Source organism: Alteromonas sp. Cnat2-8 (assembly GCF_022348355.1).
In the GTDB taxonomy this organism is placed as follows: Bacteria; Pseudomonadota; Gammaproteobacteria; order Enterobacterales; family Alteromonadaceae; genus Alteromonas; species Alteromonas macleodii.
Genome location: NZ_JAKREX010000004.1, coordinates 544,171 through 560,414, shown reverse-complemented (window position 1 = coordinate 560,414; position 16,244 = coordinate 544,171). Strand labels below are relative to the sequence as shown.

Annotated in this window: 14 protein-coding genes; 8 read left to right on the top strand and 6 right to left on the bottom strand. The window is 45.0% G+C overall.

Annotated features, from left to right (window positions below):
- Positions 1-86 precede the first annotated feature (86 nt).
- The 5 genes from mltG (at position 87) to MHN00_RS13315 (ending at position 4,142) form a co-directional block, all read left to right on the top strand.
- Positions 87-1,106, top strand: a complete 1,020-nt coding sequence (mltG, locus tag MHN00_RS13335) for an endolytic transglycosylase MltG (RefSeq protein ID WP_239301419.1) — start codon at positions 87-89, stop codon at positions 1,104-1,106.
- Positions 1,107-1,165: 59 nt separating this feature from the next.
- Positions 1,166-1,816: a dTMP kinase gene (gene tmk / locus MHN00_RS13330; RefSeq protein WP_014949218.1), complete on the top strand. Its 651-nt coding sequence runs from the start codon at positions 1,166-1,168 to the stop codon at positions 1,814-1,816.
- Complete coding sequence (gene holB / locus MHN00_RS13325; RefSeq protein ID WP_239301418.1) at positions 1,816-2,703, top strand: DNA polymerase III subunit delta'; 888 nt, start codon at positions 1,816-1,818, stop codon at positions 2,701-2,703. Before tmk ends, holB begins: the two co-directional genes overlap by 1 nt.
- Positions 2,704-2,766: 63 nt before the next feature.
- Positions 2,767-3,549, top strand: a complete 783-nt coding sequence (locus MHN00_RS13320; protein ID WP_014979120.1) for a TatD family hydrolase — start codon at positions 2,767-2,769, stop codon at positions 3,547-3,549.
- 35 nt (positions 3,550-3,584) lie between these two features.
- Entirely contained in the window at positions 3,585-4,142 is a 558-nt protein-coding gene (locus MHN00_RS13315) for a pyridoxamine 5'-phosphate oxidase family protein (protein ID WP_101564346.1), read from the top strand.
- 168 nt (positions 4,143-4,310) lie between these two features.
- Here the strand turns inward: MHN00_RS13315 and MHN00_RS13310 are convergent, their stop codons facing one another.
- The 3 genes from MHN00_RS13310 to MHN00_RS13300 form a co-directional block, all read right to left on the bottom strand.
- Entirely contained in the window at positions 4,311-4,943 is a 633-nt protein-coding gene (locus MHN00_RS13310; RefSeq protein WP_014949222.1) for an SDR family oxidoreductase, read from the bottom strand.
- Positions 4,944-5,138: 195 nt separating this feature from the next.
- Positions 5,139-7,988: a ligand-binding sensor domain-containing diguanylate cyclase gene (locus MHN00_RS13305; RefSeq protein WP_239301417.1), complete on the bottom strand. Its 2,850-nt coding sequence runs from the start codon at positions 7,986-7,988 to the stop codon at positions 5,139-5,141.
- Between the two features lie 264 nt (positions 7,989-8,252).
- Positions 8,253-10,073: a M2 family metallopeptidase gene (locus MHN00_RS13300; protein ID WP_014976329.1), complete on the bottom strand. Its 1,821-nt coding sequence runs from the start codon at positions 10,071-10,073 to the stop codon at positions 8,253-8,255.
- Positions 10,074-10,299: 226 nt separating this feature from the next.
- On the opposite strand from MHN00_RS13300, the gene MHN00_RS13295 reads away from it, so the two are divergent.
- Positions 10,300-10,680 (top strand): gamma-glutamylcyclotransferase family protein, encoded by a 381-nt coding sequence (locus MHN00_RS13295; RefSeq protein WP_239301416.1) that lies wholly within the window; start codon positions 10,300-10,302, stop codon positions 10,678-10,680.
- 11 nt (positions 10,681-10,691) lie between these two features.
- On the top strand, positions 10,692-11,057 hold the full coding sequence (locus MHN00_RS13290) for a DUF4870 domain-containing protein (protein ID WP_014949226.1): 366 nt from the start codon (positions 10,692-10,694) through the stop codon (positions 11,055-11,057).
- A gap of 455 nt (positions 11,058-11,512) precedes the next feature.
- Here MHN00_RS13290 and MHN00_RS13285 read toward each other — a convergent pair whose 3' ends face one another.
- The 3 genes from MHN00_RS13285 to MHN00_RS13275 form a co-directional block, all read right to left on the bottom strand.
- Positions 11,513-11,788 (bottom strand): hypothetical protein, encoded by a 276-nt coding sequence (locus MHN00_RS13285; RefSeq protein WP_014949227.1) that lies wholly within the window; start codon positions 11,786-11,788, stop codon positions 11,513-11,515.
- Between the two features lie 218 nt (positions 11,789-12,006).
- Positions 12,007-12,771 (bottom strand): glucose 1-dehydrogenase, encoded by a 765-nt coding sequence (locus tag MHN00_RS13280; protein ID WP_014949228.1) that lies wholly within the window; start codon positions 12,769-12,771, stop codon positions 12,007-12,009.
- Between the two features lie 44 nt (positions 12,772-12,815).
- Positions 12,816-13,730, bottom strand: a complete 915-nt coding sequence (locus tag MHN00_RS13275; RefSeq protein ID WP_239301415.1) for a haloalkane dehalogenase — start codon at positions 13,728-13,730, stop codon at positions 12,816-12,818.
- Between the two features lie 245 nt (positions 13,731-13,975).
- Between MHN00_RS13275 and MHN00_RS13270 the strand changes: the two genes are divergently transcribed.
- Positions 13,976-16,099, top strand: coding sequence for a 3-hydroxyacyl-CoA dehydrogenase NAD-binding domain-containing protein (locus MHN00_RS13270; RefSeq protein ID WP_239301414.1), 2,124 nt, complete (start codon positions 13,976-13,978; stop codon positions 16,097-16,099).
- The last annotated feature ends 145 nt before the right edge of the window (positions 16,100-16,244 follow it).

Here is a 16,244-nt window from a genome sequence, read left to right as displayed (position 1 = left end):
CGTCAACGTTTTACGAGCTTCACCAGATTAGTAGTAAAAAGAAATAAAATGGAATGTAAAGCAATGAAGAAAGGGGAAGTTCAAGCATGAAGCGGGTAATTGTTATTCTATTATCTCTTTTCATGCTTGCCGTTGTTGGGGCAGCCTCTGGCGTAATGTATGTCTCGAGCAAGGTTACCGATGAACTAGCATTAAAAAGTGAATCCTTATTTACGATAGAGAGCGGCAGTAACGCTTATCGTACCGTGAAACACTTGCGTAAAATAGGCATGACCGATGTGTCGCCCTTTGTTGCTAAGGTGTGGCTCAAATTCTTTGCAGGCAGTACGTCTGTTAAGTCTGGCACCTACATGCTGCGCCCAGGGCAGTCACTAGTAGATGTGTTTACCTTGTTTACTGAGGGCGATGAGCATCTCTTCGCAGTGAGTCTAGTTGAAGGGCTAACTCTTGCACAGTGGCTTGAGGCGCTTAAACAAAACCCAGATTTGGTGTTTGATTTAAATGAAGGGAAATTAAACCAGCTCACTCAGGATAATGGTGTAGATTGGTGTTGCGAAAACGTTTCGCAGACAGAGGGCGTATATTTGGCTGATACGTATTTCTTTACCAAAGGCACAACCGCAAGCGAGGTATTGAAAAGAGCACACCGCGCGCTAATTGACTTTGTCTCTAGCGAATGGGAATTACGGGATGCCGAACTGCCGTTAGCCACACCTTACGAGGCTCTTATCTTAGCGAGTATCATTGAAAAAGAAACGGCTGTGCCTGCGGAACGTGACATGATTTCAGGCGTTTTCGTCAACAGGCTAAACAGAAATATGCGTCTTCAAACTGATCCCACCGTGATTTATGGTATCGGTCCTACGTTTGACGGAAACATTACCCGTAAGCACTTGCGAACAGCAACGCCTTACAATACCTATGTTATTAAAGGGCTCCCACCTACGCCTATCGCGATGGCAGGCAAGGCCGCCATTCACGCTGCGTTGCACCCACTGACAACGGATGCACTCTATTTTGTGGCGAAGGGAGATGGCAGCCATCAATTTTCTACGACACTAGCTGAACACAATGCAGCTGTGCGAAAATACCAGTTAAAACGATAGCCGTATTGATGCAGACAACCGATACGTTATAGCTAAATAAAAACAGAGTTTAAAAAGTAATGCGCGGAAAGTTTATTGTAGTTGAAGGCCTTGAAGGGGCAGGAAAAAGCTCAGTGATTGGGCTGATTGTTCAAGCATTAAAAGGTGCAGGAAAGCGCGTTGAGCAAACTCGTGAGCCAGGCGGCACACCGATGGCAGAAGCCATTCGAGAATGTGTAAAACACGACTGGGATGAGACCGTGAGTGAGGAGACTGAACTACTTCTTATGTATGCGGCGCGTGTGCAATTACTTACCAATAAAATCTTACCATCACTTGATGCTGGTGCGTGGGTGGTAGGTGACAGACACGACCTGTCATCTCAAGCCTATCAAGGCGGTGGTCGGGGCGTCAGTGGAAAAACAATGTCGGCCATCAGCGATATCGCCCTTAAAGGGTTTAAGCCAGATTTAACTTTATATCTGGATGTCGAGCCTGCGGTTGGACTAGAGCGCGCCCGTGGGCGAGGGGAGCTTGACCGCATTGAGCAAGCGGGGCTCGCCTTTTTCGAACGAACTCGTGCAAAATACTTGTCTCTTGCTAAGCAAGATGAATCTATCGTCGTGGTCAGTGCAATGCAGCCTATGGAAAAGGTTCATCAAGACGTGATTGCGATTATCAATGACTATGTGACGAACACAAGTAGCGAAAGCCAGCAGGGGAAAGGTTAATGCAAGTAATGCCTTGGTTTGCTACAACGTTCTCGACGTTACTGTCGCGATATATGGCAAAGAAACTACACCATGGTTTATTGCTGACAGGGCCAAAGGGAATTGGAAAATACCAACTCGCGTTTGGGTTAAGCAATGCGCTATTGTGTAAGCAGCCAAGCATAAATGGGCCATGTGAACAGTGTCAAAGTTGCCATTTGAGGCAAGCTGGAAACCACCCAGACTTTCATGTTTTAGAAAGTGAAAAGCAGTTAGGTGTGGATAAAATTCGCGAGGGCATTGGTAAGCTATCAGGTACTGCGCAAATGGGGGGCAATAAAGTGTTGTTGATTCCCCGTGCCGATACTATGACGGAAGCGGCAGCTAATGCACTGTTGAAAACCTTAGAAGAACCCACAAATAATACCTTCTTGCTGCTGATCACTGACAGTATCAATAAAATTATGCCGACCATATTAAGTCGATGTGAACGGCAGATACTCTCACTCCCGTCAGTGTCAGATAGTTTGAACTACTTAAACGCTAAGGGCGTAGAAGATGCAAGCGAAGCGTTACTGGCAGCTTATGGCTATGCTCCTCTTCGCGTAGAAGAGGCCCTCAGTGGTGAAAAAGACATTAGCTATCGCAATTTTAGCGATGGTATGCAAGCGCTCTTAGCAGGCGATGCAAATTTGCAAGTACAAACGCTTGCGAATAAGTGGCAGGACAATGCGCCTCAAATCGCATTGTGGTGTCAACAGATGGCCCATGACGAATACATAAAACGTCAACAGGCTGTTGATTTTAAACGCTATGAAGCGTGTGTTGATGCGGTAAGAACGCTGCAGCACGCAGGTGTTAACAAATCAATGGTACTTTTTGGGTTACTAAAGCAATTTCAACGTTAATAGGCAAACGCTGGCTTGTCGAAGCCCTTTTGTCTGACAGCAATTTTTTAAAACAGGTGTAGTTTGTTCGTAGATTCTCATTGTCACTTAGACCGACTTAAGCAAGGGCCAGAAGAGCTGGCTGAAACCTTAAATTTCGCAAGAACCCGAGGTGTTGAACACTTCCTTTGTGTGTGCGTATCTGTTGGTGATTACGACAGCATGTTAGCAGCTGTAAGTCAGTTTGAAGATGTATCAGTATCTTGTGGTGTGCACCCACTACATCAAGATGAAGCGTGTAGCTATGAAGAACTGTTAGAGAAGGCGCAGCGTGAAGAAGTGGTAGCCATTGGCGAAACTGGGCTGGACTATTTTTATAGCCCGGAAAGTAAAGAAGTCCAGCTAACATCTTTCGTCGACCACATCAAAGTAGCTAACGAAACTAAAAAGCCGTTAATTATTCATACGCGGGATGCAAGGGAAGACACCATTAACTTACTCCGCCAACACAAAGCTGCGCACACCAAAGGTGTTTTGCATTGCTTTACTGAGTCATTAGACATGGCACTGGCAGCAATAGAGATGGACTTCTATATCTCTATTTCAGGCATCGTAACCTTTAATTCAGCAGATGAATTGCGTGAAGTGGTAAAAGCGATCCCTTTAGAGCGACTACTTATTGAAACTGACTCACCATGGCTTGCGCCAGTTCCTCATCGAGGTAAACAAAACCAGCCAGGTTACGTGGTAGAAGTGGCAGAATTTATTGCTGAGCTTAAAGGCGTGACGGTAAAAGAACTAGCGGAAATTACCACGCAAAACTTCTACACGCTGTTCTCTTTAGCTGCGAAGAAGAAAGCCGCGTAGCGGTAAACCAGGCGATTTTACTCTCGGAGGTGGTTATGCCCCAGTGGCGACAAGGGTTGACAAAGAGTCTTCACCAAACCCGCAGTATGCCAGAAAGTCGTTACTTTCAGTTAGCTACTGTGGACGGTAGTGGTGTACCGTACTGCCGTACCGTGGTTTTTAGAGGGATCACCGACGACAACCAACTGGTGGTTATTTCTGACACCCGCTCAGATAAATATGACCAGCTTGGCCAGAATCCTCACTCGCAGGTATGTTGGTATTTTTCTAAAACCCGGGAGCAATATCGCTTCTCTTGTAATGCAACAATAATAACGTTACATCAAGATGCTGACTTAGTTACTCAGCACTGGAATAAATTGTCAGATGCAGGCAAAAAGCAGTTTTTGTGGGGCGAGCCCGGCACGCCAAGAAACGATGGTTCGGCACTACAGGTTGAAGGGGATTTTGGTGTAGTTCCACCTCACTTTTGCGTGATCATGCTAGCTATTGATAGCGTAGATTACCTGAATTTGAGAGGTAACCCTCAAAGTCGAGAGTGGCATCAAAAAGACGGAAATGGCAACTGGGTTAGCCAGTCATTAATACCGTAGGTAACCACCTCTAGTCTCTAAGTAGGCACACATTGAGTGCATGATACTGCCTATTCTGGGCACCACCTAAGTCAGCAGTATACAAACCGGCGACCTAAGCAAAAAGTAAGCCCTCTCTAGCTTGAATAGACGCGATAACGCATTGGCAAATGAGAGGGCGCCGATCACCTAGAAAATATGGGAAATTGGTGTATCACCTTTAAATAAATAGGTGATCAAGTCAGCATTACTTTCTCTTGCAACGCTTTCGACAATAGCTGTCGCTACATCTTCTCTTGGTATTACAGCATCGTCCCTATTGCTTGGCATATCGGTTCGTACTAAATGCGTGCCCGGTTCATTTAATAAAGTGCCAGGTCGAAGAATTACGTGATGTAAGCCGCTATTAATTAAATGCTCGTCGGCCATGTGTTTGGCAACCAAATATGGTTTTATTGCTGACTCCACGGCGTCAGGATCGTCTGCACCAATAGAACTAACCATAACAAATTTGGGTGTCCCCGCCGCTTTTGCATAGTTAACCGCGTTGCGGGCCGCCCAAAGATCAATCATAAGTGTTTTATCTGCGCCGGTGCTACCGCCTGAACCTGCTGTGAAAACCGCAACGTCCACACCTTCAAAGTGTGCTGAAAAATCTTTTTCTAAATCCTGCTCAACCACTGTGAGGTTGGCATTTTGGATATCTGACAGTTTGTCTGGGCTTCTTACTGGCGCTACGACTTTGTGACCAGCATCCAACAATTTCACTGTTGCTTGCTTACCAATTTGGCCTGATGCGCCGATTACTAATACATTTGCCATGTTTTCATCCTCCTTGTGGGTGATTTCGCTCATCTTAAGCTACTTAAGAATTCACAATACATAGGCGGGTAAAAAGGAAAGCGATCAATTACTGCGATAAAATGCATGACAAAACGTTTGCCTGCATGCATTGCCATTTAAACGGCAATGCAATGGGGGGAAGAGAAACTAAAAGGTACGATGATCAGCCAGCGGCTATTTTATCACCGCATTTCGGCCTGATTCTTTGCCGACATATAGCTTTTTATCGATGGCGTGGATGCAAGCCTCGACGCTATCGTAATCTCGTATATCCGCTACACCACAGGTTATGGTAGCCGATACAGAGTAGGGGGGAGCATCGATTTCGTAATCCGCGACAGTTTTACGTAGCTTTTCTGCCACCCAAAATGCTTCTTGTACCTTTAATGAAGGCAGCAATATAAGAAACTCCTCACCGCCCCATCGCGCAATAACGTCACTCTCTCTTAAACTATCTTCCAGGATCCTAGCTATTTTGACCAGTACTGTGTCACCCACATGATGACCGTATTCATCGTTAATACGCTTGAAGAAATCAATATCAACAATTAGCAAGGAGAAAGTATGATTATGGCGTTTATAATTTTGCCATGCTGCCTTGGCTCTTTGTGTAAAGTAGCGACGATTTTTGAGACCCGTCAATGCGTCCTGAGTTGAAAGCTGCGTTAACTTTTCTACGACCGCCTCTAAGTCTCGGGTTTTTTCCTCAACTTTTAGTGCAAGTTCAGCAGAGCGCTTTTTCAACGATGCTATCCTCAGCCACACCATCGATGAAATCAACAGCATGCCTAGCAGGGTAATCGCCACACGCCATATAGGCTTATCCCACCATGGTGGAACTACAACTATTTCAAGTTGCGCTGCATTGGTGCTCCATTCATTCTCTTGATTTATAGCTTTAACAGTGAAGCGGTAGCGTCCTGGGTCCAAGTTGGTGTAGGTGGCCGTTCTTGTCTTGTAGTCAGTAAAGCGCCAGCTGTTCTCAAAGTCTGCGAGTTTATAGGCATACGTAAGTTCGTTTGCATTCATATAATCAGTGGCGGCAAATTCAATCGTGAGCGCAATATCATTATGTTTAAGTTCGATTACCTCGTCTAGACGCTGTCTTTGCTGATAGGTTGTTCCGTTTTGCTCGTTCCTACTCACCGTTTCAACGTTTGTGAGGTGCACTCCAGGTGACCACTTTACATTTGCCACTTGTGAGGGAGTAAATTGTGTTAAGCCTTCCGCTCCACCAAACATTATTGTGTTATTTTCAGTTACGGTGACAGAGCCAATATAGTAACCCGTAGACAGTGCGCCGTTTTCTGCACCGAAATAAGAAAGGGTAGACAAGTCAGGTGCTAAATACGCAATCCCTTCAATTGTAGAGATCCAAAGCCCATATTCATCATCTTCAACAATTGCCCCGATGGATACATTGCTCAATCGACTTTCAGGCTTAATTTGTGTCACTTTAATCGTTGACAAATCACTGCCTTCTTTAGACATAAAGAAGAGTCCAGCTGCTTGCGTTCCAACCCAATAACCACCGCGTTTTGACTGAGAAATCCACGTCACTACAGTTTGATCTGATATCTTGTCCGTAAACTCACTGACGCTGGTCAAGTCTCCAGTCAGTTTATTCGCAACAAATAAACCGGATACCGTACTTAACCATGCGTTTTCATTGTCGTCCAAAACAATTCTCGTTGTCAGCGACAATGGCCATTGCTTTATTACCCTATCTTCTGACGGGCGATATACAAACAGCCCATCGCTGTAGCCGCCATACCAAATGTCTCCGTCATCATCGATATTAATGCTGTAACCCGATTTACCATTCAGCGCAACAAATTCTAGGTTTCTGGTCTGAGGGTTCAGTTTGGCGAGGCCTGTGCGTGTGGTTACCCATAATGCATCGCTTTTCGTATGATAAAACACGCTCAACAGCTTGTCGTTAGTGTCTTCGCTACTCGCAAATGCACCATTGGAAGTAAATGGGCCTTGTCGAGTTTTACTTATTGTGTCGTAAAGCCAAAGGCCCTTTTCGTTCGCTACCCATACTTGGTTATCTTTGTAATTCGATAAAGAGGAAATGATTCGTCCTTCGCCTATTTCCTGAGAGTAGAAGTTGCTAAGCAGAGGGTTACTGATCGCAAACCCATCGTCTCTGGTGCCAACGACAACCAGCCCAGCTTTCGTTTGATAAAGGCTTGAAATTCTCTCTTTGGCCGCATCTTTCTCGTTAATCGGTGCACGCAGCACAGAGTTGGGGTTATGTGACGTTAAAATATTCAGCCCACGCTGAGTAGAAACCCATATATCACCGTTGTCCTTTAATAAGATGTCTGTAACGTAGTTATCAGATAATCCGTGAGTTTCAGAGGTACAGCTTTTGTCGATGATAGTGCTTTGCTCGTCGGGATTGAACAAACATGCGCCGTGGGTAGCGGTGCCCAACCAGAATCGAGATTTCTCTGCTGCCACCAGTCGAGTAAAGTTCATGTTTTCAAAAGCCACTAACTCAAGAGACTTCTTAAACGGATCAAGTTTATAAAGACCCGAGGTGGAAGTGACATAAAGCGTGTTACCGATAAGTTCTATGTCTGTCAGCGTACTCGTGGTACTGGGAAGGTAGCTGACCAGTTCTACACTGTCTGATTCTGGAGAGTATGTGTAAAGGTTTCGTTCAGAGACAATCCAAAGCTGGCCATTGTGGGTGGTCTTGATCCTATTAATTACCTGTTTATTGAAAGGCTCTGACGCCGGTAACGTGTAGTGCTTGAACGACTCAGTATCAACATCTATACGGCTCAGCCCGCTGTATGTCCCCACCCACAGGTATTGACCGTCTAAGCTTGCCTCTATCTGAAGGGCGAACAGGGTTTGGAGGCCTGTTGACTTGTCTTCACCCCACAAGCCGAAGTTTCGAAATGTATAGCCGTCAAATTTATCGACACCAGACTGCGATGCCAACCACAGAAAACCATATTTATCTTCCGCAATATCTGAAATGGATACGTGGGCGATACCACTATCCATATTGTAGGAGTGAAACGCTGGGGCAATAGGTTTCGCGCGTGCAGGTAGGCTGCAAGTTGCAGTAAAAACTATGAAAAGCGAAAGTACCAACAGGGTGCGCATAATATAATCAAAAATTACATAAAATTTATACACTAACGTTACGCTAATCTACCGCTCTTACAATGGTACAAAAGTTTAAATTCAACAAAAAAAGCCTCGAAATTCGAGGCTTTTTGGACTGCATTAATTATGTTAGCCAGTGGCTAATCATAACGGATATAGTTACCAGCCACACTGGCGAGTAGCATTTTGCTCATCTAACCACGTTTTTAGTGGCGCAAAGTAGTCAGCGATAGTACTGGCATCCATTTGCGGTGAGCCTGTCAGTGTTTCTAACGCATTTTGCCAAGGTTGGCTCATACCCATCTCTAGCATTTCGTTAAGTGCTTTACCGGCTTCTTCACTGCCGTAGATAGAACAGCGGTTAAGCGGGCCCTCATCACCTGCAATGTCACACAGTGCTTTATGGAATTGGAATTGAAGGATATGCGCTAGGAAATAGCGTGTATAAGGTACGTTAGCAGGCACGTGATATTTTGCACCCGGATCAAATGCGTCGGCGCTGCGCTCAACAGGCGCCATCACACCCTGATACTTTTCTCTCAATTCCCACCATAGTTGATTGTATTGTTCAGGTGTTACTTCACCTGACATCACTTTCCAGCGCCATTGGTCAACCATCAGACCAAAGGGAATGAAGGCAATCTTGTCTAACGCAACTTGCATTAACATACCGATATCGTTTGATGCGTCTGGGATCTCATCAATTAACTCGATTTGCTTAAGGTACTTAGGTGTTATTGATAAAGCGATGGTGTCGCCAATAGCCTCGTGGAAGCCGTCGTTTGCCGAACCACGGTAAAGAAGTGGTTGGTCTTTATAAGCGCGTTGATAGTAGTTGTGACCTAATTCGTGGTGAATAACGTTAAATTCTTCGCCAGTCTTTTGAATACACATCTTTATACGAAGATCGTCTTTGTCATCTAAATCCCACGCAGAGGCATGACACTGAACGTCACGGCCTTCAGGCTTTTGAAACATAGAGCGTTCCCAAAAGGTATCTGGAAGTTCTTCAAAGCCAAGTGATGAGAAAAATGACTCTGCTTGTTTAACCATGGCGATTTCGTCATACCCCTGTTCAGCTAATGCGCCTGTAACATCAGGAACTTTCATTTCTTGCTGAGGTTTAACGATATCGTAAATATTCCCCCACGACTGTGCCCACATGTTACCTAATAAATGGGCTGGGATTGGTTTGTCTTGAGGTACTACGTCTTCGCCATAGTGTTCACCTAGCTTAGCGCGCACATGGCAATGTAGTGACTCGTAGAAAGGCTCTACTTGCGTCCATAAGCGATCCAATTCCTTGGGAAATTCATCTGCTGGCATATCGTACTTTCCACGCCACAAGGCGCTGACGTTTTCAAAACCTAGCTCTGCAGCGCCTTCATTGGCAAGCGATACTTGTTCTGCATAGAGTCCTGCCATTGGTTTAGATACTTCACGCCAGCCTGTCCAATATTCTAGTAGCTTGTCAGCATCGCGTAGGGTGGCCATTTCAGAGCTCATTTCAACCAAGCTTTTGCACGTACCATCTTCGCTGCAATACTCACCAGAGCCGTACATGGCACTTAAGTCAGAACCAATTTTTGCAAGCCGCTCTGCTTTTTCGGCATCTGCCGGCGGCGGCATTGTTAAACTGTTTTTAAGTAGATCAAGCTGTCTGCGTGTGTCGGCATCTACGTCTACATCGTTAAATTTCGCCGCTTCTTTAGCTAACTTTGCAACCTTGGTAGAAAGCACTTCATTAAAGTAAGCACTGACTGCTGCTGTATCGAAATTGATATTCGTGGCGTAGCTCCACTCGGCGTGCGCGGCAGGAACTTGCATTTTTGCAATATCATTTTGCGCCTGTGTTAAAAACTGCTTGGCGTCTTGTGCAGTGAGTTGTGGTTTAGTTTCTGTCTGTGTTGTACTTTCGCCACACCCCATAAGCGAAACGCTTACCAATGCTGCTATCAGAGTACGTTTGTGATTGAGCATACTTTGTCCTTTAATTATTGTGTTTTTTTACGTGAATCGACGTTCACATAGACATGCTCTTGCATTGTGTAACGCTGTGTTGCTTTTGTAAAATAAATTCGATATTACTCTCACAAAAGCACTAGCTTTTTTAGGCAAGTTATAACTAGCAATGCGAACGGTTGGGGCCTGTTTTTAAATTTACCTCAACACCTGACGAAAAGTTTTTTAATAATGGGTCAAAGTAATGCAAACCAATGACAATGTAACGTCTGCTACACCTGATTTAGAAAGGTTGTTTATCTACGGAAGCCTTGCTCCTAATTGTCCAAATCACCATATCGTCGCTCATATTGGTGGCCAGTGGCAGTCTGGTACGGTAGAAGGGCACTTAGTTCAACAAGGGTGGGGAGCAGTTATGGGGTTTCCAGGAATTGTTATTTCTGATCTAACTAAAGCAAAAGAAGAGGTGAAGGGCATGATGCTAACGTCTTCTCAACTTGCCGAAAACTGGGCCATGCTGGATGAGTTTGAAGGTGACCAATATGAGCGGGTCATTGTTTCTGTTAAGCTTGATGCCGGTCACACTGAAAACGCCTATATTTATCAAATCAAACCAACGCAATAAAAAGGATCATTATGTCAACGGAAGAACCACTCTACTGGGGCTTGAACGCTCGGAGCTACTGTACACTCATTCATGTTTCTCAGTTATCCAGTTTCATTATACCTGGCTTAGGTATCATATTGCCTATCGTGCTATGGATTGCTCACAAAGATCAAAACGAAGACATCAATCAGCACGGCAGGGTGACAGCGAATTGGTTAATAAGCTTGCTCATTTACTCTGTTATTTGTTTTGTCTTGACGCTGATTATCATAGGAGCGCTAGGCTTCATCGCTCTTGGATTAATGAACATCGTCTTTGCTATCGTGGCAGCAGTCAAAGCGAACAAAGGGGAGTTGTGGGTGTATCCGCTAAGCTTTGAGTTTTTTAAACGTTAACCTAAAGAATCCTACGTTACGTCTAGCAAGAAAAACTGCGACCTAAGATCGCTTTCGAAGGGCGTTTCCATGTTGAAACGCCTTCGTGCTTATCCCATTGCAGATACTGCAATTGCCAGCGTGAACAATAACGCGATGTGTTTTGGTTTTAAAAGCATGTTCACCTCTTTCCTGTGACTTCTTCTACCTGTGGTAATCTTGAAGATAGTTTTCAAATAGGTGTCGCGCTATTCACAATTAGTATAATTAACTCATATGTCGCTAATGTCGTAACGAGGGCGCTACTTTTTCAGAAGCGCTATGTCGTCAGTTAGCACTTATCTATGCGGATTGGTATAAATATTTGATTCGTAGAATACTATTTCTAAGTGTGCGATAGAGTAAAAAAGAATAATAAACGAAAAGAATGGCGTTAAATAAAGGATTAACCTGATAGACGAGTACTCGCCTACAAATTACTTAGCGCTGAAGCGGTGACTTGGCAGTGCGCTATGAATAAGGTATTGGCTTTTGGATTGTTTGGTGGTTTGAAGCGAAACATCAGTACCGCGCTTTACTGTGCTTAGTGCTAGCGGTTTATTTTGACGTTGCTTCTTTAATAGTTGGGAAGAAGGCACTTCCTTCATATTTACAAGCGTAGATTGGGCTTCTTGCGCAATACTAACGTTAATCAACGAATAGGTTATACAAAGTGTAGTAGCTAAAAAAATGTTTTTACTTGGCTTTTTCATCACATTTTTCTCTTTTTGTTCAACTTAATCGCTAAATAAAATTATTGGGTTTTACTTGATGGGGGTCGATTGCAGAGGCGGTTGCACTCGCCTCATTCATCGATTTTGTTTGTTCCTCTTCATTACACCTAAAGTAGAACGAAAGAGAAACATGATGAGTCATACAAAGGTATGTCAAAAAATACCTTTGCATGTATTTCGAAACTGCGAGATAAAAATTACCACGCTGTAACACCACCATCTACTGCTATGGTTTGCCCGTTCATGTACGAGTTGCCAGGGGAAAGCATCAGCATCATGGTGTTAACGATTTCTTGCGGTTCGCCTAGACGTTTCATAGGACTTCCCATGCCTAGTTGCTCGCGCGCTTCAGGGGTGTTGTACCCGTCTACGTTCAAAATATTGGTAGGACTATAGAATGGGCAAATTGCATTAACGCGAACATTCTTTCGGCCGTATTCCACCGCGGCTGTGCGGGTTATCCCCGAAACCGCGTGTTTTGCTGCAGCATAAGCACCGCCTTTAGGGGCTCCACCTAGTCCTGCAAGTGAGCTTACATTTAAAACGTGCCCTTGCTTTTGTGCAAGCATAACGGGTATTTGGTACTTCATTCCAAACATAACGCCTTTTACATTCACAGCGAACTGCGAGTCCATGATTTCCTCTGTCATTTGATGAATTGGTGCAGGGTTATGCGCTATGCCTGCATTATTTACGGCTATATCCAGTTTGCCAAAGGTTTCAATGGCTGTTTCAACCAGCGCCTTATTTAGCGACTCGCTAGCAATATTACCCGCTAGCACCACGACATCAGTGAGTGCTTTTACATCCTTTTTCGTTTCCTCAAGGGCGGTTTCGTTAATGTCTGAAAGAACGAGTTTTGCTCCTCGGTTAGCAAGACCTAGCGATAACAAGCGGCCAAAACCACTGCCTGCGCCGGTAATTAATACAACTTGCCCTGAAAAGTCGAGTAGAGCATCCATGGTAATCTCCTATTAGTAACTGTTTAATGTTTTTTGAAACGTGGCTATTTCAACTGCGTTTGGTTTATAAATTGAATGAGTAATTTGGCTAGCATTTCCCCTTGATCTTCCTGGATAAAGTGACCACCGTTTTCTACAAGGGTATGAACCATACCGCTGCTACCAGGAACGAGCTTTTGAAATACCTTATCGCCACCTTTAGTGACAGGGTCGCTATCACCGAAAGCCGTAACAAAAGGTTTGTCATATTGCTTTAGCTTTTCCCATGCCTGTCTATTCGCCTGCGCCTCAGCATTGTCTGGGCTTGTAGGAACAAGAATAGGGAACATACGTGCACCCGCTTTAAAGCTTTCGTCTGGAAAAGGGGCGTCGTAAGCTGCAAGCGTCGCCTCATCTAGAACAGTGGTTGTGGCGTTTTGAATGATCGTAGATGTGGGAAATACGGCGACATCCTGTGAGAATCGGCGCCATTTGATGAAAGCATCGTTTGGCGGGTGGTCGCCAGTGGGCAATCCGGTATTAGACACCATTACACCCGAAAAACGCTCAGGCATATCGGCGACAAGTCGCAGGCCTAGTAAACCTCCCCAGTCTTGACAAAAGAGTGTAACAGGGCCCTTAGTAGCCTGTGAAAACCAGTCTTTTAGCCATATCACATGACGAGCGTAGGAGTAGTCCTCCTTTCTTACTGGTTTATCTGAGCGTCCAAAACCAATGAGATCCGGCGCGATGACATTGAATCCCGCATCAGCCAATATGGGCATCATCTTGCGGTACAAATAAGCCCACGTCGGTTCGCCGTGTATTAATAGCACGGTATGTCCATCTTTCGGTCCACATTGATAATGGGCCATTGTTATTTCACTGCTTACTGTGTCTGTTACTTCAGTGAAACAGGGGGAGTAGGGAAAGTCAGTGATCGTGTCGAAGGCGCTTTCCGGTGTTTTAAGCACTTGCATAGCCAATCATCCTTTTGTAAATAAAATGTAATTACAAGTGTTGCTCGATTAACAAAAACACCGGTTTTATTTTCTGTCAAATAAACCTTAGGCAAGGTAGGACAGGCTCTGCGCAGAGAAATGAATTCACAAAGGGGCTGGCGGTCAATATTAAATATTATGATAAATGTCTATAACACCAATAAACTTGGATGATTGACAACACTGCAATAACATCCAGTTAACGTGATAAACAGGACATGGTTATGACTGAGATGGAAAATAAAGCCGTAGAATATGCAGTACAACAGGGTGTTGCCACGCTGACAATGCAAAGTGCGCCCGTTAATGCGCTGTCACGCGCTATCAGACTAGGGTTGATAGAAGGCATAAACAATGCACTAGATGACGACAGCGTACGTGCCATTGTTATTACTTCTTCACTACCTATTTTTTCGGGTGGAGCTGACATCAGCGAATTCTCTGGTGGCGATTTGTCTCCCATGCTGCCTGAGGTACTAGACAAGATTGAAAATGCGTCTAAGCCGGTTGTTGCTGTTCTCCCTGGACCAGCATTCGGCGGTGGCTTAGAAGTGGCGTTAGCTTGCCATCATCGCATCACCTTTGCCGACAATAAGGTGGGTCTTCCAGAGGTAAATCTAGGCATATTACCGGGCGCAGGCGGTACTCAGCGCCTTCCTCGTTTAGCCGACGCACAAACATCGTTAGAAATGATCGTAACAGGCAAGCCTACGTCGGTGGTCAAACTTCCAGGTGTCTTCGACAAAATTTCTGATAAGCCTGAGCATTTACTTGAAGATACAAAAGCGTATTTACAAGCATTAACGCCAGATAAAGCGATTAAACGCACCAGTGATATCACGCTGTCCATGTCTGACGAAACGCAGGCGGTGTTTGATGCAATAACTGCACAAACTAAAAAAGCGACTCGTGGTTTCTTTGCTCCATTAAAATGTATCGAAGCGGTACGCGGCGCTTACACGCTTGCTTTTGAAGATGGCCTTAAAAATGAAGGCAAGCTTTTCATGGAGTGTATGAATACGCCACAGGCACGTGCCCAGCAGCATTTCTTTTTTGCTGAACGCGCAGCAGGTCATGTGAGCGATTTCGACAAAAATACTCCTGAGCGCAACATTGATAAAGTTGCGATTATCGGCGCCGGAACAATGGGCGGTGGTATCGCTATGAACTTCGCCAATGCCGGCATTCCAGTCACAATGCTTGAGCTCAAAGAAGAAGCGCTAGAGAAGGGATTAGCGCTTATTAGAAAGAACTACGAAAACTCAGCGAAAAAAGGCAAGTTAACCCAAGAGCAGGTAGAGAGCCGCATGGCACTGCTTTCAGGTACTACGTCGTATGACGACTTAGCTGATGTTGATCTCGTCATCGAAGCCGTTTTCGAGAAGATGGAAGTAAAGAAAACCGTATTCTCGACGCTGGATAAAGTGTGTAAGCCAGGCGCCATTTTGGCTTCAAATACGTCAACACTGGATATAGACGAAATAGCGACAGCCACATCCCGTCCTGAAGATGTGATTGGTCTTCACTTCTTCTCGCCAGCGAATGTGATGAGACTGCTAGAAGTGGTTAAAGCAGAGAAGACATCTGCTGAAGTCATTAAAACCTGCATGAAGATGGCTAAACGCATCAAGAAAGTAGCGGTGTTGGTAGGCGTTTGCTTCGGATTCGTAGGTAACCGCATGATTGAGCCTTACGGCCGTGAAGCTAACCGCTTACTGCTTGAAGGAGCAACACCTGAGCAAGTTGATCGTGTTTTAACCGAGTTTGGCATGCCAATGGGGCCGTTCACTATGGGTGATATGGCTGGATTAGATATTGGTTACTATGTACGACAGTCTCGACAAGAGCACATTGCACACGACCCCGCTTACGGTGCAGTGGCAGATCGCTTAGTAGAAAAGGGGCGCAACGGACTCAAAACCGGACGCGGAGCTTACAACTATGAACCTGGGAGTCGAGTTCCTGTCCCAGATCCAGAAGTATTAGAAATTGCCAAGCAAGAAGCAGAACGTTTAGGCGTGGCTCAGCGTTCAGACATTAGCGATGAGGAAATTCTAGTTCGCGTCATGTACTCATTGATCAACGAAGGTGCTGCCATCTTAGAAGAAGGCATTGCAGCTAAATCTAGCGATATCGATGTGATTTATGTTTACGGTTATGGCTTCCCTGTGTATCGCGGCGGCCCTATGCAATATGCCGACGAAGTAGGGCTAGGCACTATTTTAGATAAGCTGACTACCTATCGTGATCAATTGGGTGATTACGGAAAGATGTGGCTTGAACCAAGTGATTTGTTGGTGAAATTGGCCCAAAGCGGCGGCACGTTTAAAAGCTATAAAGCGAAGTAGACAAAGCTCTCGTTAGCGAGAGTTAATCGACGGTGAGAGCTAGCGATAGCTCTCGTTACCCGACATCCGAATTTGGTAAAGCTAGGTAACTTCGAGAGGAAGCACATAGGCCTAGCTAAACTTTGGCTGAACTTTCAGCCCAACT

Excerpts from the sequence above, each read along its gene's own strand:
- holB (WP_239301418.1), top strand. The coding sequence starts at position 1,816 with ATGCAAGTAATGCCTTGGTTTGCTACAACGTTCTCGACGTTACTGTCG.
- MHN00_RS13290 (WP_014949226.1), top strand. The coding sequence starts at position 10,692 with ATGTCAACGGAAGAACCACTCTACTGGGGCTTGAACGCTCGGAGCTAC.
- mltG (WP_239301419.1), top strand. The coding sequence starts at position 87 with ATGAAGCGGGTAATTGTTATTCTATTATCTCTTTTCATGCTTGCCGTT.
- MHN00_RS13275 (WP_239301415.1), bottom strand. The coding sequence starts at position 13,730 with ATGCAAGTGCTTAAAACACCGGAAAGCGCCTTCGACACGATCACTGAC.
- MHN00_RS13270 (WP_239301414.1), top strand. The coding sequence starts at position 13,976 with ATGACTGAGATGGAAAATAAAGCCGTAGAATATGCAGTACAACAGGGT.
- MHN00_RS13310 (WP_014949222.1), bottom strand. The coding sequence starts at position 4,943 with ATGGCAAATGTATTAGTAATCGGCGCATCAGGCCAAATTGGTAAGCAA.
- MHN00_RS13295 (WP_239301416.1), top strand. The coding sequence starts at position 10,300 with ATGCAAACCAATGACAATGTAACGTCTGCTACACCTGATTTAGAAAGG.
- MHN00_RS13305 (WP_239301417.1), bottom strand. The coding sequence starts at position 7,988 with ATGGATAGTGGTATCGCCCACGTATCCATTTCAGATATTGCGGAAGAT.
- tmk (WP_014949218.1), top strand. The coding sequence starts at position 1,166 with ATGCGCGGAAAGTTTATTGTAGTTGAAGGCCTTGAAGGGGCAGGAAAA.
- MHN00_RS13300 (WP_014976329.1), bottom strand. The coding sequence starts at position 10,073 with ATGCTCAATCACAAACGTACTCTGATAGCAGCATTGGTAAGCGTTTCG.
- MHN00_RS13315 (WP_101564346.1), top strand. The coding sequence starts at position 3,585 with ATGCCCCAGTGGCGACAAGGGTTGACAAAGAGTCTTCACCAAACCCGC.
- MHN00_RS13280 (WP_014949228.1), bottom strand. The coding sequence starts at position 12,771 with ATGGATGCTCTACTCGACTTTTCAGGGCAAGTTGTATTAATTACCGGC.
- MHN00_RS13285 (WP_014949227.1), bottom strand. The coding sequence starts at position 11,788 with ATGAAAAAGCCAAGTAAAAACATTTTTTTAGCTACTACACTTTGTATA.